Origin of the sequence: Pseudomonas sp. OG7, from assembly GCF_014192825.1 — a bacterium.
Taxonomy (GTDB): Bacteria; Pseudomonadota; Gammaproteobacteria; order Pseudomonadales; family Pseudomonadaceae; genus Aquipseudomonas; species Aquipseudomonas monteilii.
Genome location: NZ_JACHYK010000008.1, coordinates 90,686 through 112,421, shown reverse-complemented (window position 1 = coordinate 112,421; position 21,736 = coordinate 90,686). Strand labels below are relative to the sequence as shown.

Below are 21,736 nucleotides of genomic sequence, written 5' to 3'. Positions count from 1 at the left end.
TCAAAGCCTTCGATCTCGGCACAGGATTGATCGCGTGACCCGTCCGACCGCTTGCTGCGGCGTGTTCCGGGCACGTCATCACACACAATAAAAACAAATGCCGTGTCGGAGTCCTTCCATGATCAATGATTCCAAGCTGCTGCGTGCCGCCTTGATTTTCATTGCCTGTACTTCATTCATCGTCTGTGGTGTGCAACCCATTTTCATGGGTTTGGTCACGGAACAACTGAGCCTGTCGCTCGATCAGCAGGGCTGGGTGGTGTCGGTCGAGATGATCGGCATGGCCCTGGGCACCTTGCTATGCCCGCTGCTGATGAAGCGCCATGGCGGGCGTAGCCTTTGCCTGTTCGTGGGGGCGCTGTGCGTGGTGTTGAGCATTGCGACCGCCTTTGCCACCACCCATAACGTGTTGCTGATTGTGCGCCTGGCCGCAGGCACCTGTGCGGGGCTGGTGTATGCCTACGCGGTGTCTACGCTGGGACGTTTGCCCAATCAGGACCGATCGTTCGGGTTGATGCTGTTGCTGCAAACCCCCGAGTACTCGCTGTTTTCCGCTGCATTGCCGTTGCTGGCCGCGCAGAGCGGCACGGTGACCGCTTTGTGCGCGTTCGGCTTGTGGTACTTGCTGATCTGCGGCGCCAGCCTGGTATTGCCGCGCCGTCCGACGGCGTTGCTGGCCAGTGGCGAAGGCTCACCTGCCCAGGGCGGTTCAGCGCGTACAGGGCGTACGGCGCTGGTGGGCATGCTGTTCATGCAGATCGCCATTTACTGTGTGTGGGGCTTCATCGACCAGCTGGCGCGAGACCAAGGCATCAGCGGCGTCGACATCGGTTGGGCGTTCGGCCTGTCGGCCATTGGCGGCCTGCCAGGGGCAGGGCTGCCAAGCCTGCTGGGGGCGCGGGTCAACCGCCAACTGATGATTGCTGTGGGACTGGTGGCGGTATTCATTTCCATCGCCATGCTCACGGGCCATACCCGCACACCGATGCAGTTGTTCGTGGCGTTGTTGCTGATCAACTTTGGCTGGGTGCTGTCACTGTCGTACTACATGGCGCTGATCACCACCAACGACCCGACCGGCAAGCTGACGCCGCTGGTCAGTATTACGTTGATGGGGGCGGCTGCCGCGACGCCGGCACTGATTGCCACGCTGGTGGAGGGCTCAAACCAGCAGTTGATATTCCTGTTGGGGACGGGGGCGCTGGTCATTGCCTTTGCTGTGACGTGCCTGGGGGCAGGGAGCAAGGGGGTGCGCAGCAAGGTGGCTTGCTGAGCATCGCCCCTGATACAGCCACTGCCAGGCTTCAGCCCCTGGCAATGGGCTCCGGCAAGCCTTTCACGCCTGGGTTCAATGCGAACACGCCGCCGGCCAGTGGCTGGTCGCTCAGATCGATGCCTTGTGGGCAAATCGACGTCACGAACAGCGTATCCAGCTGCGGGCCGCCGAATGCGCACATGGTCGGTTTCTTCACCGGTAGCGGCAGGGCGCGGTCCAGTTTCCCTTCGGGGGTGAAGCGCAGTACCTGGCCGGCATCGATCGCGCAGATCCAATAGCAACCTTCGGCATCCACCGCGGCCCCGTCCGGTCGGCCGGCGTGCTGGTTCATGTCGACGAAGATTCGGCGGTTGTGCGGTGTGCCGCTGTCGATGTCGTAGTCGAAGGCCCAGATCAGCTGGACGCTTGGGTGTGAGTCGGAGATATACAGTGTTTTGCCGTCCGGGCTGAAGGCCATGCCGTTGGGCACGATCAGCTTGTCCAGTCGTGCTTGCAATGGTTTTACTGTTGCGTCTGCCGTCGCGTCATATCGGTAAAGTGCTCCCACCGGCTCGGCGCCCATGTTTGTTTGCATCGTACCGGCCCATAAGCGCCCTTGGCGGTCACAGCGCCCGTCATTGAAGCGCATGCCGGGCCTGGCGTGTTCGACACTGGCACGTTTGTTGGCCAGCAGGCGGCCGTCTGCCTGAGGGGTGAGGTGGAAGATCCCGCTCTCCTGAGCCCCCAGCCAATGGCCTTGGTGGCTGCGGACAATGCAGCCCAGCATTTCGTCTGCGGTCCAGTGAGTTGTCTGGCCGTCCATCTGCCAGCGGTGCAGGCGACCTGCCGGTATATCCACCCAGTACAAGGCATTTTCCTGCGGGTGCCAGACCGGGCTCTCGCCCGTGGCATTGCGTACGTCGATGATCAGTTCGGCTGTCATGGAAGCAGTCTGCGCTCTATCAGGGTTCAGTCGCCAAAAGGGCCGGCAGCGGTGAAGGCGCCACCTTGCAGCTGGGCCGTCGGGTCATTTGCTGCGGGTTTTGGCTGCTGCTCCAGGGCCGGGCGGAAGCGTTCGGCGCTGTCCTTGGGGTTGAAACCCAGGTGTGCGGCGTGGCGGTTGCTCCACCACAGGTCGCGGTTGGCAGAGACGCCATACACCACGGTGTGGCCAACGTTCTCGGCCAGCAATGCGCGCTCCACCAGGTGTGCCAGGTCTCCGTAGCTCAGCCAGGTGGACAACATGCGCACATTGCGGGGTTCGGGGAATGAAGAGCCGATGCGCAGGCTGACCGTTTCGATGCCGTAGCGATGGAAGTAGAACGTCGCCAGGTCTTCGCCGTAGGCCTTCGACAGTCCGTAATAGCAGTCTGGCCGGCGCGGCGAATGCGCATCCACTTGTTCGTCCTGGGGGTAAAAGCCGGTGACATGGTTGGAGCTGGCAAACACCACGCGTTTTATGCCGTGCTTACGGGCGGCCTCATAGATGTGGAAGGTGCCAACGATGTTGGCTTGCAGAATCTCTTCGAAGGCACGCTCGGTGGAGATGCCGCCCAGGTGCACGATGGCGTCCACATCCTTGGCCAGGGCCAGTACGCCGGCCTTGTCCGCCAGGTCGCAATTGATGGTTTCCTCATGCTCGCCCGTAGCTGTTGCCATGGGGCTGATGTCCGATGCGCGCACGATGGTGGCGTGCGCTTGCAGTGCTTCGCGAAGCACTTGCCCGAGCCCGCCGGCGGCACCGGTGAGCAGCAGGCGGTTGAAGGGTTTGCGTGTAGTCGTGGTCATTGTATAGAGGCCTTTTACTGAAACGGCATCAAGGTGCCGTGCAGGAACGACACCGGCATGGGCGGGCGGTTGCCCTTACAGGAAGTTGTACTGGATACCGAGGCGCCAACGGGCCTGGCGATCGTCCGTGTAGCTGTTGACCTTGATGTCACCCACTTCCATGAACGGTGCCCACTGCTTGTTGAGCTTGTACTTGATGATCAGGTTCTGCTCGTAGTCGCGCTTCTTGTTGTCGTAGCGGATGTAGTCGGTGGTGAAGTGGATGTACTGGTACTCGAATGCCCACGGGCCGCTCGGGGTATAGCCGAGCCAGCCTTCAAGGCGTGTGGTGTTCTGGTCGTCCTTGGCGCGGTCAGCCTTGCTGTGGTCGACCTGATCCCGGTCGAGGCTACGTGCATCGTGGCGCACGCGGGTGGCGACATACCAGGTGTCGCTGAGCTTGTAGCTGTACTTCAAGCCGAATTTGTAGGTAGTCGCATCCTTGGAACTGTCCATCTGGAAGGCGGGGGTCCAGGTCGACTTGGGGCTGGTCTTGTAGTTGTAGTCCACGGTGAACTCGTGGCCGTTGTTGACCATGTTGTCGTAGGCGACGTCTTCGCGGTCGCCGGCAGTCTTGTATTTGATTTCTGCGGCAAACCCCAGGCCGCTGTCCTTGCGGTAACTCAGCTTTATCCGGTCGGAGTGAATGCTGTCGTCTTCGGTGAAGCCGTGCCGGTAGTTGATGCTGGCGGAGTCCGCGCAGGCGTAGAACGACAAGCCGAGCGTACTGGCGGCGATGAGGCGGCGAAGTGTGATGTTCATGCGATCTCTTTTTTTGTTTTTGTTGAGGACGTGATGAGGCGTGTGAGCAAGGTGGGGTGAGGTGGTGAGCGCTCCGTGATTTTTCAAATAAGTTATCGTACGACTGTGAGGCTGTCTACGAATTATTGAAATGTTGTCTGATCACTTGCTTGGATAGCTCTATTTCGGTGTTTTCGGCCATTCAAAAGCCTCGTGATGGGGGGCTCATGATTGCCATGAGCATCATGAATCGGGGTTTTTCGCGACTGTAAAGTCGTGCTTTTCAAATGTTGTATGATGACGTAGGATGGCCTCCAGAGCGTGACTCACCCGCCACAAATCCAATAAGAAGGCTCAGACGTCCATGATCATTACTGCTGTAAACGTCCAGGTGTTTTCCTACCCCACGCGCCGCGCCGTAGACAGCGCCGGCCATGCCCACCCAGGTGATGTGACCCAGGCCAGAATGGCCCTGCTGCGCATCAGGACCGAGTGCGGCAGCGAAGGCTATGCGCTGGGTGCGCCCGAACTCATTCGCCCTTATGTGCTGGATAACTTCGTGCGCAAGGTGCTGGTTGGCGCCAATGCCTTCGACCGAGAAAAAATCTGGCACGACCTGGCCCACTGGCAGCGCGGCAGCGCCAGCCAGCTGACTGACCGCGCCCTGGCGCTGGTCGAGCAGGCACTGTGGGACTGGGCCGGGCGCAAGCTGAACCTGCCGGTGCACAAGCTGATTGGTGGCTACCGCGACAAGGTGCCGGCCTATGGCTCGACCATGTGCGGTGATGAGTTGCCGGGCGGCCTGTCGACGCCGGAGGAGTACGGTCGCTTCGCCGAAACCCTGGTCAAGCGCGGCTACAAGGCCATCAAGCTGCACACCTGGATGCCACCGGTGTCGTTCGCGCCCAGCGTGAGCATGGACATCAAGGCATGCGCCGCCGTACGCGAGGCCGTGGGGCCGGACATCGCGCTGATGATCGATGGCTATCACTGGTACAGCCGTACCGAAGCCCTCACCATCGGCCGCGCCCTGGAAAAGCTCGACTTCGCCTGGTTCGAAGAGCCGATGATGGAAGATTCCGCCGAGTCCTACGCCTGGCTGGCCGGGCAGCTGGACATCCCGGTGCTTGGCCCGGAAAGCCTCGGTGGCAAGCACCTGAGCCGGGCCAGCTGGGTGAAGAACGATGTGTGCGACATCCTGCGAGCGGGGGTTGCCGGTGTGGGGGGCATTGCACCGTGCCTGAAGGTTGCGCACATGGCCGAATCGTTCGGCATGGATTGCGAGATCCATGGCAACGGTGCCGCCAACCTGGCGGTCGTGGGGGCGATCAAGAACTGCACTTGGTACGAGCGCGGCCTGCTGCACCCGTACCTTGACTATGACGAGGTACCTGCCTACCTCAAACGCCTGGTCGACCCGATGGACGAAGACGGTTTCGTGCACCTGTCGAACTTGCCGGGCCTGGGTGAGGACATCGACTTCGACTACGTCGAAACCAATACGCTGCAGAGCTTCTGATTCGTCATGGCGGCACGCGTCGCTGCGTGCCGCCCGAGCGTCCAATAACTATAAGAAGGCGATCTCACATGAGCGTTATCCCCACACTCTGGGCGGGGGTCTTTGCTGCGTCTCTGGCGCTGACCTCGGTACCTGCTGCTTTCGCGAAAACCCCGGCAGATCAGTTGATCGTCGGCATGAGCATGATCAATCTGCTGTCCCTCGACCCGGCGGCGGCCACCGGGCTGGATGTATCCGAGGTCAATGCCAACCTCTACGACATGCTGCTGGTGCAGGACGTGCGTCAGCCGGACCGACTGCTGCCGGCGCTGGCTGAAAGCTGGCAGGTCAGCGATGACCGCAAGACCCTCACGTTCAACCTGCGCAAGGGCGTGACGTTCCAGTCCGGTAACCCGCTAAGTGCCGAGGATGTCGCCTGGTCGCTGCAGCGTGTACTCAAACTCAACCTGGCCTTGGCGTCGACCTGGAAGGCCTACGGGTTTTCGGCGGACAATGTCGACCAGCACATGCGCGCTGTCGATGACGCTACTTTCGTCATCGAGCTGCCACGGCCGACTGACCCGTTGCTGGTGCTCAATACCCTGGCTACCTCGCCCAGCGCTTTCATCCTCGACCGCAAGGTGGTGCAGCAGCACCAGAAGGGCGATGACATGGGCGGTGCCTGGCTGACCACCCACGCGGCGGGCAGCGGGCCGTTCGCGCTCAAGGAGTGGCGCGCCAACGATGTCATCCTGATGAACCGTTTTGACGGGTACTGGGGCGGCCCGGCCAAGCTCAAGCGCATCGTCATGCGCAACATGACCGAGTCGCAGTCACTGCGCTTGATGGTGGAGCGGGGTGACCTGGACCTGGCCAAGGGCATGTCCGCGCCAGACATCGAGGCGCTGGAGAAGTCTGACAACGTTCGCACCCAGACCGTGCAGCGCGGGACCCTGTACTACGTGGCCCTCAGCGTGAAGAACAAGCCCTACGACGATGTGCGCGTGCGCCGAGCGGTGCGTTCGCTGATCGACTATCAAGGCATCAACCAGACGGTGATGCCGCACTATGGCCAGCTCAATCAGCGCCCGCTACCGCTTGGCCTGCCAGCACGTCTGGATGATCCGGGCTATGCCCTGAACGTGGCCGAAGCGAAAAAGCTGCTGGCCGAAGCCGGTTACCCCGAGGGTTTCAAGACCACCATCCGCGTGCTCACCGAGCCGCCCTTCATCAACATTGCGTCCAGCCTGCAGTCGACCCTGGCCCAGGCCGGTATCAAGGCCACCATCGTCACCGGTACCGGCAACCAGATCTACGGCGCCATGCGTGAGCGCAGCTTCGACATCCTGGTCGGGCGCGGTGGTGGTGGCGCTGAGCGGCACCCGCATTCAAGCCTGCGCACCCTGGTGTACAACCCGGACAACCGTGACGAAGCCAAGCTGAGCAACTTCCAGGGCTGGCGTACCTCGTTCTACAGCCCCGAGCTGAACCGCCTGATCGAGCAGGCGGAAGTCGAGCCCGACAAGGCGCAGCAGCTGGCTCAGTACCAGCAAATCCAGAAAACCCTGGACGAGCAGGTGGGGGGCATCCTGCCTGTGTCGCAGATGACCGACACCGTGGTGCTCTACCACGATGTGCAGGACTACCAGGGCCATACCGCGGCCACCACCCGTTACAAAGACGTCTACAAGTCGCGTTGAGGCAAAGCCTGCGTGATTGGTGAATGCTTTTTCAGGAGCTTGTTATGTTTGCTTCGACTGCCTCTGTAATGGGTGCCCGTGTCTCGGGCACCGCTCGCCGGGCCAGCACGGTGCTGGTGACTTTGCTTGGCCTGCTGGCGCTGACGTTCTTCATCGGACGGGTCATGCCGCTGGATCCGGTGCTGGCAGTGGTCGGCCCGGATGCCGACAGCTCCACCTACGACCAGGTATACCGGGCGATGGGCCTGGACAAACCGATCTGGGTCCAGTTCGGGCTGTACCTGAACGACTTGCTACACGGTGATTTCGGCAATGCGCTGCTCACCGGCCACCCGGTGCTCGAAGACATCAAACGCGTCTTCCCGGCCACCATTGAACTGGCGACCCTGGCAATCCTGTTCGGCGTGCTGATCGGCCTGCCGTTGGGGGTGGTCGCGGCCAGTAACCAGGGCCGGGTCGGCGACCACGTGGCGCGGGTGATTACCCTGTTCGGCTATTCCACGCCCATCTTCTGGGTCGGCATGATGGGGCTGCTGGTGTTCTACGCCTGGTTGGGCTGGGCAGGTGGGGCAGGGCGTATCGACCTGGCCTATGACGGCATGGTCGATGAGGTTACCGGCCTGCTGCTGATCGACACGGCGCTGGCGCGTGACTGGGAGGCCTTCACCAGCGCGTTGCGCCATATCGTCCTGCCGGCGTTGATCCTGGGGCTGAACTCGGTGGCCTACATCAGCCGCATGACCCGCAGCTTCATGCTCGAGCAGCTGTCGCAGGAATACATCATCACCGCCAGGGTCAAGGGGCTGTCACGCCGCCAGGTGGTCTGGAACCACGCGTTCCGCAACATCCTCGTGCAGTTGCTCACGGTGGTCGCCCTGGCCTATGGCTCGTTGCTGGAGGGGGCGGTGCTGATCGAAACCGTATTTGCCTGGCCCGGTTTCGGTCAGTACCTCACCAGCAGCCTGATGCTCGGTGACATGAACGCGGTGATGGGCTGCGTGTTGATCATCGGCCTGATCTTCGTCGCACTCAACCTGATCAGCGATGCCCTGTACAAGGTGTTCGACCCCAGGACCCGCTAGCCCCCAATCAGCGTGAACACATTGAATAACTATAAAAAGAAGGATGCCCCATGAAGACTGTATTCCCGCCGCTGCGCATGGCTGTGCTGGGCGCGGTGCTGCTGCTCGGCCCGCTCGCTGCGGTGCAGGCGAAAACCCCTGCCGACCAGTTGATCGTCGGCATGAGCATGGTCAACCTGTTCTCCATCGACCCGGCCAACGCGCCCGGCCTGGATGCCTCTGGCATCAATGCCAACCTCTACGACACGCTCATCAAGCGCGACCAGGGCAACCCGGAGAAGCACCTGCCACAACTGGCCGAACGCTGGGACGTCAGTGAAGACGGCAAGCAGATTACCTTCCGCCTGCGCACTGATGTCACGTTCCATTCCGGCAACCCGCTCACTGCCGAGGATGTGGCCTGGTCGCTGTACCGGGTGATGAAGCTCAACTATGGCTTGGCCACCACTTGGAAGGCCTACGGCTACAGTGTCGAAAACATTCAAACGCTGATCCGCGCGACCGACAGCCATACCTTGGTGGTCGACCTGCCGCAGCCGGTAGACCCTTTGCTGGTGATCGACTCGCTGGCCGTGTCACCCAGCGCTGTGGTGGTCGACCGCCAGCAAGTGCTCGAGCATGAGAAGAATGGTGACTTGGGCGCGGCCTGGCTGGTCACCAACGAAGCCGGCAGCGGGCCGTTCACCCTGACCAAATGGAGCGCCAACGATGCGCTGGTGATGACCCGCTTCGACGGTTACTGGGCAGGCCCGGCCAAGATGAAACGGGTGCTGGTGCGTCACATGACCGAGTCGCAGTCGCTGCGCCTGATGCTCGAACGCGGCGACCTGGACCTGGCCTACGGCATGGCGGCGCCGGATATCAAGGCCATTGAAAGCTCGGACCAACTCCAGGTGCAGGCTCTGCAGCGCGGCACCCTGTACTACGTGGCAATGAGCATGAAGCAGCCGGAGTTTGCCAACCGCAAAGTCCGCGAAGCGGTGCGCAACCTGATCGACTACCAGGGCCTGGACCAGCAGGTGATGCCGCATTACGGCAAGCTCAACCAGCAACCGATGCAGCTTGGGCTCGAGGCCCGGTTGCCAGACCCTGGCTACAAGCTGGATGTTGCCAAAGCCAAGGCACTGTTGGCCGAGGCGGGCTACCCACAAGGTTTCAGCACAACCATCCGCACGCTGTCCGAACCGCCCTTCATCGATATCGCCGCACGCATGCAGTCGACCCTGGCCGAAGGTGGCATCAAGGCCAGTATCGTCACCGGTACCGGCAACCAGGTGTATGGCGCCATGCGCGCCCGCAACTTTGAAATGATCGTGGCGCGGGGCGCCGAGCGTTACCCGCACCCGTATTTCAGCCTGCGCACCTTCGTCTACAACCCCGACAACAGTGACAGCGCTGGCTTGCCCAACTTCCAGGGCTGGCGCGCGTCGTTCTTCAGCCCCCCGCTGAATGACCTGATCGACCGGGTAGGTGTCGAGCGCGATGCGGCCAAACGCCTGGGCATGTACCAGCAGGCGCAGAAGCTGTACGACGAGGAGGTGGGGCCGATCATGATGATTTCCCAGATGACCGACACCGCCGTGAGCGCAGCCGACGTCAAGGGCTTCAGCGGCGATGACGCCGAAGCCACCCGCTACCTGGGCGTCTACAAGCAACGTTGAGAACCGCCTGGGGCACCTGCGGGTACCCCGAGTGGCCATGATTCCACATCGAGAACATGCCGATGATTGCCAACATCTCTTCTACCGAAACCACCGCCAAGCGGCAGGCCGACGCCCCCGCGTCCAGCCTTGAGGCCCTTGGCAAAAGCAGCCTTCGGGTGCTGCGCCTGCTGGTGCGCAACCCGATGACCCTGGCAGGCCTGCTGGTGGCCTTGCTGCTGGTCGTGGTGGCGGCGTTCGCGCCGTGGATCGCCACCCACGACCCGGTCATCCAGAACCTGGCCAACGCCTTGCAGGCACCCAGCGCCGCGCACTGGTTCGGCACCGACGAATACGGCCGGGACATCTTCAGTCGGCTGGTCTACGGTGCCCGCATCACCCTCTACATCATCGCCCTGGTGACGATCATCGTCGGCCCCATCGGGCTGTTCATCGGCACGGTGTCGGGCTATTTCGGCGGCATTGTCGATACCGTGTTCATGCGCGTCACCGACATTTTCATTTCGTTCCCCAGCCTGGTGCTGGCGCTGGCCTTCATCGCTGCACTAGGCCCTGGCCTTGAGCATGCGGTGGTGGCTATCGCGTTAACCTCCTGGCCACCGATCGCACGGCTGGCCCGCGCCGAAACCCTGTCGCTGCGCAAGGCCGACTTCGTGGTGGCCGTCGAGCTGCAGGGCGCGTCGTCGACCCGCATCATCCTGCGCCACATCGTGCCGATGTGCCTGTCGTCGGTGATCATCCGCCTGACCATGAACATGGCCGGCATCATCCTCACGGCGGCGGCGCTGGGCTTCCTCGGCCTGGGGGCGCAGGCGCCGTTGCCGGAGTGGGGGGCGATGATCTCCACGGGGCGGCGCTACATGCTCGAGTGCTGGTGGCTGGTAGCGGTACCCGGTGCGGCAATCATGCTGGTGAGCCTGGCGTTCAACCTGCTGGGCGATGGCCTGCGGGACATTCTCGACCCGCGTAGCGAATAACCGGAGGCTTTATGTCAGCGCTCAAACTCAATGTCGAATCGCTCAATGTGCGCTTCGTCAACGGCAAGAAAGTGATGCACGCGGTGCGTGACGTGTCGTTCACCCTGGGCCGGGAAAAGCTCGCCATCGTCGGTGAGTCCGGCTCGGGCAAGTCCACGGTTGGCCGCAGCTTGCTCAAGCTGCACCCTGCCAGCGCGCAGATCACCGCAAACGCCCTGCAGTTCGGCGATGTCGACCTGCTCAGTGCCAGCGAAAAGGCCATGCAGAAAATCCGCGGCCAGCGTATTTCGATGATCATGCAAGACCCCAAGTACTCGCTCAATCCGGTGGTGCGCGTTGGCGACCAGATTGCCGAGGCCTACCTGGCACACCACAAGGCCAGCCGCAGCGAGGCCCGTGAACGGGTGCTGCAGATGCTCGACAAGGTGCATATCCGCGACCCGAAGCGCGTCTACAACCTTTATCCGCATGAGGTGAGCGGCGGCATGGGCCAGCGCATCATGATCGCGATGATGGTCATCACCAACCCGGAAGTGATCATTGCCGACGAACCGACCTCGGCGCTGGATGTGTCGGTACGCCAGCAGGTGCTCAACGTGCTCGAAGAGCTGGTGGTAGAGCAGCAGATGGGGCTGATTTTCGTCAGCCACGACCTGAACCTGGTGCGCAATTACTGTGACCGGGTGCTGGTGATGTATGCCGGGCGCGTGGTGGAGTCGCTGGCGGCCAGTGACCTGCACCGTGCCGAACACCCCTACACCCGAGGCCTGCTGGCCGCCTTGCCAAGCATGGACAACCGCCGCCCGCGTTTGCCTGTGTTGCAACGCGACCCGCTGTGGCTCTCCTGCTGAGGTAACTGACCATGTCCATGATCCAAGCACACGCGTTGAACCTGAGCTTTGGCGTTGGCGCCGCGCTCAACCAGGTGCTGCACAATGTCGACCTGAGTGTCGAAGATGGCGAGTCCTTTGGCCTGGTAGGGGAGTCTGGCTCTGGCAAGACCACGGTGCTGCGCTGCCTGGCCGGCCAGTACCGGCACTGGAGCGGGGCCCTGAGCATCGACGGTGTACCGTTGCAGCACAAGCTTCCCAAGGAGCACTTTCGCAAGGTGCAGATGGTGTTCCAGGATCCCTATGGCTCGCTGCACCCGCGCCATACCATCGACACTGCACTGCGCGAACCGTTGGTGATCCACGGCATGGATGAGCGCAACGATCGCATCAACGACATCCTCATCAAGGTAGGCCTCAACGACAGCTACCGTTACCGCTACCCGCACCAGTTGTCTGGCGGCCAGCGTCAGCGGGTGGCTATCGCCCGGGCGTTGATCCTTGAGCCCAGGGTGCTGTTGCTCGATGAGCCCACGTCGGCCCTCGATGTGTCGGTGCAGGCAGAGATCCTCAACCTGCTGTCGGACCTGCGTCAGCGCGAGAAGCTTACCTACCTGATGGTGACTCACGACCTGGGCGTGGTCAGCCACCTGTGCGACAAGGTCGCGGTGATGCAGCAGGGGCGTATCGTCGAGCAACTGGACTGTCGGGCACTGAGCCAGGACCAGGCCACCCACGATTACACCCGAATGCTGGTGCAAGCCAGCCGCGACTTCAGCGCGGACGCCGCCCCGGCCCTGTCGGCCTGAACCCGGCAATTACAAGGAAGACAAGAACATGCCGAATGCCAACCCTGCGCCCGTTTGGCGGGTGCGTGCTGCCGTGGCTGCCCTGGCCATGGGCAGCAGCTTGCCACTGTGGGCCGTAGAGGCCCCTGCAAAGGTCCAGGTGCCGACGCTGGCCTACGACGACCGGCAGATCATCCTGGTGTGGGAAAAGCCCGCCAGCCATGCCGAAATCGTCGACTACCACGTGTATGCCAATGGCAGATTGCTGGGGGGCAGCAACGCCAACAACGATCAGGTGTCACCGGCCAAACCCTACATTGACCGGTTCTACGAGCAGGACCTGCACAACTTCCACCACCGCATCGCCATTCACAGCTTCACCGCCCAGGGGCTTGCACCCGATACCGAGTACCGCTTCACCGTGCGCTCGGTCGATCGCCATGGCAAAGAGTCTGCTGACAGCCCCGTGGTGGTGCAGCGAACCACCGACGTACCGGCACTGTTCAACGTGCAGCGCTACGGCGCCAAGGGCGATGGCAAGGCGCTCGACACGGCTGCCATTCAGCGCGCCATCGATGCGTGCAGCAAGGGCTGCAAGGTGTTGCTGCCTGCCGGCACGTACAAGAGCGGGGCGCTCTACCTCAAGAGCGACATGACCCTGGAAATCGCCGAGGGCGCTACCCTGTTGGGTTCCGAACGTGCCGAGGACTACCCACGCCAGGGCTATATCCAGTACCCGTATTCCACCACCGTGCGCCCGGCTTCGCTGATCAATGCCTTACCGCGCGACCCGCATGCGCACCAGGCCTTCGAGAACATCCGCATCGTCGGCAAGGGCACCATCGACGGCAATGGCTGGAAGCGTAACCCGGACGTGGTCGACGAGCGCGGGCGAGCCTTGCCCTTCTACCTGCCCAGCGACAACACCCGCTATATGCACGACGGCGTGCTGGCCAAGGCGCAGGTGGCGCGGGCGGTGGCCGAGGGCATGAACGTCAAGGATGCCTACGGGCAGATGCGCTCGTCGCTGATCACCCTGCGCAATGTGACAAACGTGTTCTATGGCGGCTTCACGGTGGTGAACCCGGCCTATCACGGCATCATGAACCTGGAAACGCAGAATGTGGTGCTGGTCAACACCACGCACCGTACTTACGACGCCAACAACGGCGACGGTATCGAGTTTGCCAACAGTCGTGGCGCGCTGGTATTCAACAACTTCTTCGACACCGGTGACGACTGCGTCAACTTCGCCGCCGGTACCGGGGCGGATGCGGTCCACCAGAAGGCGCAGGAGGATGCCTGGATCTTCAACAACTATTTCCGCAAAGGCCATGGCATGGTCGTGGCGGGCAGCCATACCGGCGCGTGGATTCAGAACATCCTGGCAGAGGACAACGTCTCGGATGGTACCGATGCCGGGCTGCGCATGAAAAGCACCAACTTCATGGGCGGTGGTGCGCGTTACGTCACCTTCCGTGATTCGGCCATCCGCAACACAGCGAAACAGGCCTTCATCTTCACCCTGGATTACAACGACCCGAATGCCAAGCTTGATTACAAACGTTCGACGGTGGCGGGGCAGTTTCGGGATATCACGGTCAGTGACGTAAGCGTGGAAAACGCCCGCACCGCCGCCATCGAGGTGAAAGGCGATAGCGGTCATGGCGCCTGGCACCAGGGGTTGGTGTTCGAGCGGGTGCGCTTCAGTGGGCCGGCCCCGGTGAAGATCGATGGCCTGAAGGATTCGCGCTTCGACGGGCTGCGCTTCACCGAGACCGGTGGCGCCAACCCTTGGCAGGTACAGGGCAGCCAAGGGCTTACCTACACGGACGTAGAGCCCGCACCGTAGCCTCAGGCCTCGCTGTAGAATGCCTGGAGCCGTTGCGCCTCCCGCAGGCGCATACGGCTGTTGCTCAGGTGCAGGTACATGGCGGCGCGCGCCGCGTCGACCTGGCGGCTGGCAATGGCGTCGTAGATCTGCTGATGTTCGGCGTTGATGCCGGCCAGGTAGGTGCTTCGGTTGCTCTGCCCGGTGTAGGCAGAGTTCATGCGCGTGCGGGGGATCATCTTGGTGCCCAGATGCTTCATGATGTCGATCAGGTACTGGTTGCCTGCGGCCTTGGCGATTTTAAGGTGGAACTGGAAATCGGCGTTGGTCGTGCTGCCGGACTTTTCCGGGCCTTGCATCAGCGCCTCCAATGCTTGCTGCAATTCTTCGAGCGCTTGCGGCGTGGCCCGTTCGGCGGCCATGCCGGCGGCTTGCACTTCAAGGCTGAGGCGGTATTCCAGCAGGTCGAGCACATCGGACAGCAGGCTGATGGTTGCCGGCCCTACGTTGAAGCTCTCCGGTGCCGGCATGTCCAGCACGAAGGTGCCCACACCGTGGCGGGTCTCGACCAGGCCCGCTGCCTGCATGCGCGACAACGCTTCGCGTACTACCGAGCGGCTGACACCTTCGGTTTCGATCAGCGTCGCTTCGGTTGGCAGTTTGTCACCACGCTTGAGTGTGCCCTCGCGCATGCGTTGGGCAAAGCGTTCGACCAGCGCTTCAGCCAGGCGGCGGGGCGGTTGGGTGGGGCGGGTGGTAGGGTCCGGCATTGCTGTGCTCTTGTGTGGGCAGCGGCCAGTATAGTGCGTTTTGGCCCCGGGCAGCGGGTATACTCCGGGCTCTTCCGTATTGCAAAGGTTCGCCCAATGGCTGCTGCCCCCCCGGAAAAACGCCTGAATCTCGCACAGCAACTGGTGCATGACCTGTCGCAGCAGATTCTCTCGGGTGAATTGCCGGCGGGCAGCAAATTGCCCACCGAAGAAGCCGTGACCAAAGCGCGGGGCGTAAGCCGTACCGTGGTGCGCGAGGCCATGTCACGGTTGCAGGCCGAAGGCCTGGTAGAAACCCGCCGTGGTATCGGCACCTTCGTGGTAGACGCCATCCCGGCAGGTGACTTCCAGAGTGCGAGTCCCGGAATGGGCGGTGCATACAACGCGGTGGCGATCATCGAGTTGCGGCTTTGCCTTGAGGTCGAGGCGGCCGCCATTGCTGCCCAGCGTGCAACCCCGGAGCAACTGGCTGCCATGCGGGCGGCGCTCGATGGGGCCGTCGATACGCAGTCTGTGCCCTGCATGCGTACCGACTTCGAGTTTCACTTGCAGATAGCCCAATGCACGGGCAACAGCTTTTTCATCGACACCATGACCCACCTTGGGCATACCTTGCTGGCGGCGGCCCCGCCAGCAGTATCAGGGGGTGATGCCGAGCAGCGGGCACTGGAAGCGCGGGAGCGCGAGCAAGTGCATGCCGCGATCACCCGCAAGGATGCCGGTGCTGCCCGTGCTGCCATGCGGCTGCACCTGATGAACTGCCTGACACGCGCTCACCAGAGGGATAAAGATTTTTAAAAGTGATCAAAGTTACAACAGGTTCATTCTATGCAGTGGTTGCGTAAACTGTTACGCCTATGCTGGCGTGCATATGCGAGTCTACCCATCTCGTTTAGTGCCGCTCACAGCGCATCCCGCGCCTTGCCCCGGTACACCCTCAGCACATCCGCCATCACCGCCAGCGCGATCTCCGCTGGCGACTTGCTGCCCAGGTCCAGCCCGATAGGCATGTGCAGTCGCTCTATCTGCTTGGCGGTCAACCCGCCTATCCGCTGTAACCGCTCGGCACGCCGGGCCGAGGTGGCCGCCGAGCCCATCGCCCCGATGTAGAACGCCGGGGTATGCACCGCCTCCATCAACGCCAGGTCATCGATTTTCGGGTCGTGGGTCAGCGCCACCACGGCAGTCGCTGCATGGCAACCACCCGCCGCGATAAACAGTGAGGGCAGCACCCGATGCATCTGTGCGCCCTCTATCTCGACATGCGCCATCTCCTCACGCGGGTCGCAGGCGATGACTTCGCAGCCCAGCGTGCGGGCAATGTCAGCGCAGGCTTCGGCGACGGGCGACAGCCCGGCCAGCACCAGCCGTAGTACGGGGCCGACGCCAATATGCACGGCGCTTTCGTCCATGCGCACGGCCAGGCTGTTGTCGCCATGCAAGCTGAAATCACCTGCCGGCAAACTGACCTTGCGCGTCACCCGCTGCTGGCCCAACAGCGCCCCTTGCAGCGATTGCAGGTGTTCCAGCCATGCGCCGTCCGCCTGTCGCCGCTCCACCAGCACCACCAATACGCCACCGCAAGGCAGGCGCAAGCGCCGGCTCTGCTCCTGGCCATCGCCATAGCGCACCACCTGTGCCTGCTGGGTAAATGCACCTTGCGCCAGGTTGCCGAGAAATTCCTCTTCGACACAGCCGCCAGACAATGAACCGACCCAATCCTGCGCGCTGCGGCAAGCCAGCATCGCCCCAGGCGAGCGAGGGGCCGAGCCATAAGTGGACAACACCGTGCACAGCCACACCGTGTCCCCGGCCCTGGCCCATTGCAGGGCTTTGTCGATCACCTGCAGGTCGAGATGCTGCATGCTCCGTTACCTCGCTCATATCGTCTCAGCCCAGCCGAAAAAGCCGCGCAATGGCCCAACGTCTGTGGCAGTGTTGGGTATCTGGCCAGCCCCACAGGGACCGACATGCAAACTCGCAAAACCGGTGTACGCGCCCAACAGGCCGACCGCACCCGGGACAACATCCTCAAGGCCGCGGTGAAGGTCTTCAGCAAGGAAGGCTTCACCGGTGGGCGTATCGAGCAGATCTCCACGCTGGCCAAGTCCAACGACCGGATGATCTATTACTACTTCGGCAACAAGGAGAAGCTGTTCATCAGTGTACTGGAGCACATCTACGCCAGCTTCAACCAGGCCGAAGCCAAGCTGCGCATCGACCTCGACGACCCGGAAAAAGCCCTGCGTGAGCTAGTGGCGTTCATCTGGGATTACTACGTGCGCCACCCCGAATTCGTCACCATTCTTGCCACCGAGAACCTTCACCAGGGCCAGCACGCGCGCAAGTCGCAAAACCTCAAGGCATTGTCTGGCGAGGCGGTCGGCGTGCTGCGGCCGATCATCGAGGCGGGCCAGGCCAAGGGCCTGTTCCGCAACGACATCGACATCACCCACGCCTACCTGATGATTGCCTCGCTCTGCTATTTCTATAATTCCAACCGCCATACCCTCAGCTCGTTCCTGGCCGTGGACCTGGCCGACCAGCAGGCCAAGGCCGATTGGCTGGCCTTCATCAGCGACCTGGCCCTGCGCGGGTTGCGCCGCTGACCCTCAGTGGCTGCCAGGGTTGGCGCGTATGTGCGCGGCCTTGGCTGCCAGCCCTTGCCAGGCCGGTTTGTCGGCGGCGAAGCGCTGGCGCAGGTAGGCCGCCAGGTCGGCGACCTGGCGGTCCGACAGGCTGTCCTTGAAGCCGGGCATGTAGCCAAGGTCTCGGGTTGCCGGGGTGGGTATGCCGTGCAGTACCACGCGCAGCAGGTTGTCCGGCAGGTCGCTGTGGACGTTGCTGTTCACCGCCATCGACGGGCTGACACCCAACAGCTTCGGCCCCAGGCCATCGCTGTGGCAGGCCAGGCACGCGCCCTTGAATACCCGCTCACCGTTGCTCAGCGACACCTGGATATCCGTTTGCGGTGCAGCGTTGGCTGCAAGCGTCGCAGGCTCGCCGTCGAGCGAGCTGAGGTAATGGGCGATGGCGCGTACATCGCTTTTGGGCAATGTGGCCAGCTCGCTGACCACTGGCCCCATCGGGCCTGCCGCCACACCGTGCTTTTCGGAAAAACCGGTGCTCAGGTAGGTGAACAGTTCGTCTTCGCTCCAAGGCGTTGCCGACTTGCCCAGGGCATTCAGTGCCGGGGCTTCCCAGCCGTCGACCCTGCCGCCGGCAAGGTAGCTGCCGCCGCCTTTCTCCGCCCCCATCAAATTGCGTGGCGAGTGGCAGGCCGTGCAATGGCCCAGTCCGTCGACCAGGTAAGCGCCACGGTTCCACTGCGCACTGCGTTGCGGGTCGGGCTGGTACTCGCCGCGTTGCAAAAACAGCGCATTCCAGCCGGCCATCAGGGGCCGCTGGTTGAACGGGAAGCGCATGTCGTTGGCGGGCGCCGACTGGCGTACCGGGGTTTGCGACATCAGGTAGGCGTACAGCGCCTGCATGTCGGCATCGTTGATGTTGCGAAACGAGGTGTAGGGGAAGGCCGGGTAGAGGTGCCGGCCATCGCGGCTGATGCCTTCGCGCATGGCCCGCTCGAAGGCGGCGAATGACCAGCGACCAATACCGGTTTCCGGGTCGGGGGTGATGTTGGTGCTGTACAGCGTCCCGAACGGCGTTTCCATCGCCAGCCCCCCCGCATTGACCTTGCCGCCGCTGACCGTGTGACACACGGCGCAGTCACCGGCTGCCGCCACCTGGTGCCCGCGTTCGAGCATCGCCGCGCTCCAGCTGCCGGCACCAGGCGGGGTTACCGGGGCGATTTCAGCGCGCCAGGGCAGGGCGGTGGCGAGCATGCCCAGGGCTGCGCCGAATACCCCGGCCAGCGAGCCGAACCACCACTTCGAGCGCTTCTTTGTGGGGTGTTCCTGTGTGGGGGCATCAGGCTCCTGGCCCTCGCCACCGAGCGCTGCGCGCACCCGTTCCGCCGTAATCGGCAGTTCCCGAAAGCGGATGCCGGTGGCGTCGAAAATAGCGTTGGCGATGGCGGCCGCGCTGGGTACCGAGGCCGACTCGCCACTGCCCATCGGCGGTTCGTACTGGCGCGGCAGCATCATCACGTCAATGGCTGGCAACTCGGGGAAGGTCAGGATCGGGTAGCCGCCCCATTCCTTGCTGGCCACCGTCGACTCCTCAAAGCTGACTTGTTCCTTGAGCACGCGGCTGGTGGACTGGATGACGTTGCCGTGTATCTGGTGTCGCACGCCCTCCGGGTTGACCATCATCCCGGCATCGTGGCCAATCACCACACGGGTGACGGCGACCTCGCCGGTGCGCCGGTCTACCGCGACATCAGCCACCCACGCCGCCCAGGCCGCGCCGAAGCCGGGAAACTTGCTGTGGATGTAGCGTGCATAGGCAAAGCCCCTGCCACGCAGTACGTCACCTTCGGCTTGCGTTTGCATGGGCTGGGTATGCGGCTGCCATGCGGCGCGTTCGGCGGTGGCCTTGATCAGGTCTATGGCGCGCGGGTCGGACAGGTGCTTGAGGCGGTATTCGACCGGGTCTACACCCGCCGCGAAGGCCAGCTCATCGATGTACGACTCGTGGGCGAAGCTGTTGGGCATGGCCGATACACCGCGCATCCACGAGGCGCGCACCAGCGGCGTCATGTCGTTGATGGTGACGCGCATGTGCTCGTAGTCATACGGCGGGATCGAGGTACGGTCGCCCATCTCGAACAGTGCCGGCACCGGTTCCACGGCGCCGGTCAGTAGCAGCGCCAGGGTTGGGGCGCCGTTGGACGGGTAGCTGGTCTGGAAGTCGTAGGCGGCCACGCTGCCATCGGCGTTCAGGCCGCCGTCGATCTCCATCAGCTGCGCGGTACCTTTGGGCTCCCACACATGTTCCTGCTCGCGCGTCAGCTGCACCCGCACCGGGCGCTGCACGGCACGCGACAGCAGCACCGCATCGGCACACACATCGTCGGCGCAGTTGCGGCCATAGCAGCCAGCAGCCTCCATGCGGATGATTTCGATGCGGTCTTCGGCGCATTCCAGCAGCCAGGCCAGGTCGGCGCGCAGCAGGTGCGGGTTTTGCGTGCCGGACCACACGCGGATCTGGTTATCGGTGAAGTCGGCCAGCGCGCACGACGGGCCAATAGAAGCATGCAACTGGTACGGCCACAGGTAGCTGCGGCTCAGGCGTTGGCTGGCATTGGCGATGCCGCCGTCGACATCACCCTTGTCCAGCACGGTGCGCTGCACCCGCGGGTTGTCGCGGATGGCCTGGGCAACATCGCTGAGGTCAGGCAGCTTGGCGGTAAAGGGCTTCCAGCTGACCTTCAGGTCATGGGCGGCGCGAATGGCCTGCTCCTCGCGCTCGGCCACCACACCGACAAAGTCACGGATGACCACCACCGCGACCACACCGGGCACGTGGGCGATGGAGGCTTCATCGACCGCCAGCAGGCTGTTGCCGACGAAGTCGCCGCTGTCGTGGCCGGCGTAGGGTGGGCGGATGACCCGGCCGTGCAGCATGTCGGGCAGGCGCATGTCATGCACGTAGGTCAGCTCGCCAGTGGCCTTGCCGGGGATGTCCACCCGTGCGGCACTGCGCCCGACCAGGCGGTAGTCCTCAATGGCCTTGAGCGGCGCATCGTCGGCGATGTACAGCTGGTGGTTTTCACCTTGCACCAGTTCGGCAAAGCTCAGCGTGCTGCCGTTGCTGGCGATTACCGCGCCTTCTTCAATGCGCAGGGCTTCGGGGGCGCAAGCAAGCCGTTGCGCGGCCTGTTGCAGCAAGAAGCGCCGCGCCGTGGCCGCGGCCTTGCGCAAAGGCACGGCGGAAATCTGCAAGGTGGCGCTGGCAATGGTTGCGCCCTGGTTCGGCGCCCGTTCGGTGTCACCCAAAACCATGTGAACCTGGTCCATGCGCAGGTCCAGCTCTTCAGCAACGATCTGTGCCAGTGAGGTGCGAATGCCGGTGCCCAGGTCGACGTGGCCGTTGAAGGCGTAGACCAGGCCGTCGTCGCTGACGGCGATGAACAATGCCAGTTCGCGTTCCTTGACCACGGGCGTCACGCCCTTGGCCACGGGGCCGGAAGGCGGGGTGATCTGGTCGACGATCAGCAACACGCCGGTCTTGGCCAGCAACTGGTCGCGGCTGGGCACCTGTTGAGAGTGGTTCATGCTTTGCTCCGGGTCTGGGCAGCGCGGCGCACGGCGCGCAGGATTTCGACGTGGGTGCCGCAGCGGCACAGATTGCCGCGCAGTTCATTGCGGATCTGTTCGTCGCTGGGGTTTGGGATGCGGTCGAGCAAGGCCTTGGCGGTCATGATCATGCCGTTCATGCAGTAACCGCACTGGGCGGCCTGTTCGTCGATGAACGCCTGTTGCACTGCGTGCGGCGCGGCCTTGCTGCCCAGCCCTTCGAGGGTGGTGATGTCACGGCCCTCGGCGCCGGCCAAGGGGATGACACACGAGCGTGCAGCCACGCCGTCGATGATCACCGTGCACGCCCCGCATTCGCCCAGGCCGCAGCCGTACTTGGGGCCGTTCAGGCACAGGTCGTTGCGCAGGACCAGCAGCAGCGGTGTGTCGGGCGCGGCGCTGGTTTCGACGGCTTGGCCGTTGACCCGCAGGGAGAGGGTTGTTTGCATTATTGGCTCATCTCTGGAGGTTGCTTGCGCTACCGAAGGACTCAAACGGGGAGAGAAGTTCGGTAAGTACTCACTACATGAAATGAGTGAGCAAGAAGCAGGCCAGGGATGATTTTTTGGGGGGCAGTTG

18 protein-coding genes are annotated in these 21,736 nt (G+C 63.0%); 11 read left to right on the top strand and 7 right to left on the bottom strand.

The window, feature by feature from the left end:
* Window positions 1–118: 118 nt before the first annotated feature.
* Window positions 119–1,273 (top strand): MFS transporter, encoded by a 1,155-nt coding sequence (locus FHW75_RS20045; RefSeq protein ID WP_183674397.1) that lies wholly within the window; start codon window positions 119–121, stop codon window positions 1,271–1,273.
* Window positions 1,274–1,304: 31 nt separating this feature from the next.
* On the opposite strand, the gene FHW75_RS20040 is transcribed toward FHW75_RS20045, so the two are convergent.
* From FHW75_RS20040 to FHW75_RS20030, 3 genes are all read right to left on the bottom strand, one after another.
* Complete coding sequence (locus tag FHW75_RS20040; RefSeq protein WP_089230008.1) at window positions 1,305–2,198, bottom strand: SMP-30/gluconolactonase/LRE family protein; 894 nt, start codon at window positions 2,196–2,198, stop codon at window positions 1,305–1,307.
* Window positions 2,199–2,224: 26 nt separating this feature from the next.
* Window positions 2,225–3,043, bottom strand: a complete 819-nt coding sequence (locus tag FHW75_RS20035) for an NAD(P)-dependent oxidoreductase (RefSeq protein WP_089230007.1) — start codon at window positions 3,041–3,043, stop codon at window positions 2,225–2,227.
* Between the two features lie 75 nt (window positions 3,044–3,118).
* Window positions 3,119–3,844, bottom strand: coding sequence for an oligogalacturonate-specific porin KdgM family protein (locus FHW75_RS20030; protein ID WP_016711473.1), 726 nt, complete (start codon window positions 3,842–3,844; stop codon window positions 3,119–3,121).
* A gap of 343 nt (window positions 3,845–4,187) precedes the next feature.
* Here FHW75_RS20030 and FHW75_RS20025 point away from each other — a divergent pair, with 343 nt between their 5' ends.
* The 8 genes from FHW75_RS20025 to FHW75_RS19990 all read left to right on the top strand — a co-directional run bounded on the left by FHW75_RS20025 (window position 4,188) and on the right by FHW75_RS19990 (window position 14,211).
* A complete protein-coding gene (locus tag FHW75_RS20025; RefSeq protein ID WP_019096746.1) occupies window positions 4,188–5,342 on the top strand; it encodes a mandelate racemase family protein in 1,155 nt (384 codons plus the stop codon).
* A gap of 68 nt (window positions 5,343–5,410) precedes the next feature.
* The gene (locus FHW75_RS20020; protein ID WP_027615028.1) at window positions 5,411–7,021 is read left to right on the top strand and encodes an ABC transporter substrate-binding protein; all 1,611 of its coding nucleotides are present in this window, start codon (window positions 5,411–5,413) and stop codon (window positions 7,019–7,021) included.
* Between the two features lie 68 nt (window positions 7,022–7,089).
* Window positions 7,090–8,103: an ABC transporter permease subunit gene (locus FHW75_RS20015; RefSeq protein WP_016711470.1), complete on the top strand. Its 1,014-nt coding sequence runs from the start codon at window positions 7,090–7,092 to the stop codon at window positions 8,101–8,103.
* A 50-nt stretch (window positions 8,104–8,153) separates the two neighbouring features.
* Entirely contained in the window at window positions 8,154–9,764 is a 1,611-nt protein-coding gene (locus FHW75_RS20010; protein WP_019096748.1) for an ABC transporter substrate-binding protein, read from the top strand.
* A 62-nt stretch (window positions 9,765–9,826) separates the two neighbouring features.
* Window positions 9,827–10,741: an ABC transporter permease gene (locus FHW75_RS20005; RefSeq protein ID WP_016711468.1), complete on the top strand. Its 915-nt coding sequence runs from the start codon at window positions 9,827–9,829 to the stop codon at window positions 10,739–10,741.
* Window positions 10,742–10,752: 11 nt separating this feature from the next.
* The gene (locus tag FHW75_RS20000) at window positions 10,753–11,592 is read left to right on the top strand and encodes an ABC transporter ATP-binding protein (RefSeq protein ID WP_183674394.1); all 840 of its coding nucleotides are present in this window, start codon (window positions 10,753–10,755) and stop codon (window positions 11,590–11,592) included.
* A gap of 11 nt (window positions 11,593–11,603) precedes the next feature.
* Window positions 11,604–12,380, top strand: a complete 777-nt coding sequence (locus FHW75_RS19995; protein WP_025753685.1) for an ABC transporter ATP-binding protein — start codon at window positions 11,604–11,606, stop codon at window positions 12,378–12,380.
* A 28-nt stretch (window positions 12,381–12,408) separates the two neighbouring features.
* A complete protein-coding gene (locus tag FHW75_RS19990; RefSeq protein ID WP_089230005.1) occupies window positions 12,409–14,211 on the top strand; it encodes a glycosyl hydrolase family 28 protein in 1,803 nt (600 codons plus the stop codon).
* Window positions 14,212–14,213: 2 nt separating this feature from the next.
* Here FHW75_RS19990 and FHW75_RS19985 read toward each other — a convergent pair whose 3' ends face one another.
* Window positions 14,214–14,960, bottom strand: a complete 747-nt coding sequence (locus FHW75_RS19985) for a FadR/GntR family transcriptional regulator (RefSeq protein ID WP_019096750.1) — start codon at window positions 14,958–14,960, stop codon at window positions 14,214–14,216.
* A gap of 96 nt (window positions 14,961–15,056) precedes the next feature.
* Between FHW75_RS19985 and FHW75_RS19980 the strand changes: the two genes are divergently transcribed.
* Window positions 15,057–15,758 (top strand): FadR/GntR family transcriptional regulator, encoded by a 702-nt coding sequence (locus tag FHW75_RS19980; protein WP_019096751.1) that lies wholly within the window; start codon window positions 15,057–15,059, stop codon window positions 15,756–15,758.
* A 104-nt stretch (window positions 15,759–15,862) separates the two neighbouring features.
* Here the strand turns inward: FHW75_RS19980 and FHW75_RS19975 are convergent, their stop codons facing one another.
* A complete protein-coding gene (locus FHW75_RS19975; RefSeq protein WP_089230004.1) occupies window positions 15,863–16,825 on the bottom strand; it encodes an XdhC family protein in 963 nt (320 codons plus the stop codon).
* Window positions 16,826–16,930: 105 nt separating this feature from the next.
* Between FHW75_RS19975 and FHW75_RS19970 the strand changes: the two genes are divergently transcribed.
* Window positions 16,931–17,569 (top strand): TetR family transcriptional regulator, encoded by a 639-nt coding sequence (locus tag FHW75_RS19970; protein WP_019096753.1) that lies wholly within the window; start codon window positions 16,931–16,933, stop codon window positions 17,567–17,569.
* 3 nt (window positions 17,570–17,572) lie between these two features.
* On the opposite strand, the gene FHW75_RS19965 is transcribed toward FHW75_RS19970, so the two are convergent.
* Together FHW75_RS19965 and FHW75_RS19960 are read right to left on the bottom strand one after the other, a co-directional pair.
* A complete protein-coding gene (locus FHW75_RS19965) occupies window positions 17,573–21,136 on the bottom strand; it encodes a molybdopterin cofactor-binding domain-containing protein (protein WP_025753692.1) in 3,564 nt (1,187 codons plus the stop codon).
* The gene (locus tag FHW75_RS19960; RefSeq protein WP_019096755.1) at window positions 21,133–21,606 is read right to left on the bottom strand and encodes a (2Fe-2S)-binding protein; all 474 of its coding nucleotides are present in this window, start codon (window positions 21,604–21,606) and stop codon (window positions 21,133–21,135) included. The genes FHW75_RS19965 and FHW75_RS19960 overlap by 4 nt, the downstream gene beginning before the upstream one ends.
* Between the last annotated feature and the right edge of the window lie 130 nt (window positions 21,607–21,736).

Coding starts and splice junctions, on each gene's coding strand:
- FHW75_RS20045 (WP_183674397.1), top strand. CDS start 119: ATGATCAATGATTCCAAGCTGCTGCGTGCCGCCTTGATTTTCATTGCC.
- FHW75_RS20040 (WP_089230008.1), bottom strand. CDS start 2,198: ATGACAGCCGAACTGATCATCGACGTACGCAATGCCACGGGCGAGAGC.
- FHW75_RS20035 (WP_089230007.1), bottom strand. CDS start 3,043: ATGACCACGACTACACGCAAACCCTTCAACCGCCTGCTGCTCACCGGT.
- FHW75_RS20030 (WP_016711473.1), bottom strand. CDS start 3,844: ATGAACATCACACTTCGCCGCCTCATCGCCGCCAGTACGCTCGGCTTG.
- FHW75_RS20025 (WP_019096746.1), top strand. CDS start 4,188: ATGATCATTACTGCTGTAAACGTCCAGGTGTTTTCCTACCCCACGCGC.
- FHW75_RS20020 (WP_027615028.1), top strand. CDS start 5,411: ATGAGCGTTATCCCCACACTCTGGGCGGGGGTCTTTGCTGCGTCTCTG.
- FHW75_RS20015 (WP_016711470.1), top strand. CDS start 7,090: ATGGGTGCCCGTGTCTCGGGCACCGCTCGCCGGGCCAGCACGGTGCTG.
- FHW75_RS20010 (WP_019096748.1), top strand. CDS start 8,154: ATGAAGACTGTATTCCCGCCGCTGCGCATGGCTGTGCTGGGCGCGGTG.
- FHW75_RS20005 (WP_016711468.1), top strand. CDS start 9,827: ATGATTGCCAACATCTCTTCTACCGAAACCACCGCCAAGCGGCAGGCC.
- FHW75_RS20000 (WP_183674394.1), top strand. CDS start 10,753: ATGTCAGCGCTCAAACTCAATGTCGAATCGCTCAATGTGCGCTTCGTC.
- FHW75_RS19995 (WP_025753685.1), top strand. CDS start 11,604: ATGTCCATGATCCAAGCACACGCGTTGAACCTGAGCTTTGGCGTTGGC.
- FHW75_RS19990 (WP_089230005.1), top strand. CDS start 12,409: ATGCCGAATGCCAACCCTGCGCCCGTTTGGCGGGTGCGTGCTGCCGTG.
- FHW75_RS19985 (WP_019096750.1), bottom strand. CDS start 14,960: ATGCCGGACCCTACCACCCGCCCCACCCAACCGCCCCGCCGCCTGGCT.
- FHW75_RS19980 (WP_019096751.1), top strand. CDS start 15,057: ATGGCTGCTGCCCCCCCGGAAAAACGCCTGAATCTCGCACAGCAACTG.
- FHW75_RS19975 (WP_089230004.1), bottom strand. CDS start 16,825: ATGCAGCATCTCGACCTGCAGGTGATCGACAAAGCCCTGCAATGGGCC.
- FHW75_RS19970 (WP_019096753.1), top strand. CDS start 16,931: ATGCAAACTCGCAAAACCGGTGTACGCGCCCAACAGGCCGACCGCACC.
- FHW75_RS19965 (WP_025753692.1), bottom strand. CDS start 21,136: ATGAACCACTCTCAACAGGTGCCCAGCCGCGACCAGTTGCTGGCCAAG.
- FHW75_RS19960 (WP_019096755.1), bottom strand. CDS start 21,606: ATGCAAACAACCCTCTCCCTGCGGGTCAACGGCCAAGCCGTCGAAACC.